The sequence below is a fragment of the Gilvimarinus sp. 1_MG-2023 genome, from assembly GCF_030548285.1.
This window is the reverse complement of record NZ_JAUOSC010000898.1, coordinates 1-279: the sequence shown is the minus strand read 5'-3', so window position 1 is coordinate 279 and position 279 is coordinate 1. Positions and strand designations below refer to the sequence as shown.

The window sequence follows — 279 nt, the reverse complement described above, 5'->3', positions numbered from 1 at the left end:
GGTTACCCAATAACCATCATCCCACTCCTCAGCCCAGTCAACCAGCTGGTAATAGGTATTTCTACAGAAACGCGCCATCAAGCCAGAACGGACCTCAACACAGGGCAGCCTTTGTCCGTCACGCTCCGACAACTGCACCGGATGCTCCAGCCCCAGCACCAAGGTATCACCGACATTGGTTACGGCGTTGATTACTCCCGCTTCGCGCTCCAGCAAAATCACCTGGAAAGGCAAATCATCCACCTGGATCGTCATCTTTTCGGCGGGTGTCACCAGCAC

At 54.8% G+C, this 279-nt stretch carries 1 protein-coding gene; it reads right to left on the bottom strand.

From position 1 onward, the window contains the following. Positions 1–279: DUF1285 family C-terminal domain-containing protein (locus tag Q4563_RS19460; RefSeq protein WP_303605690.1), on the bottom strand; the 279-nt coding region annotated here is incomplete at both ends.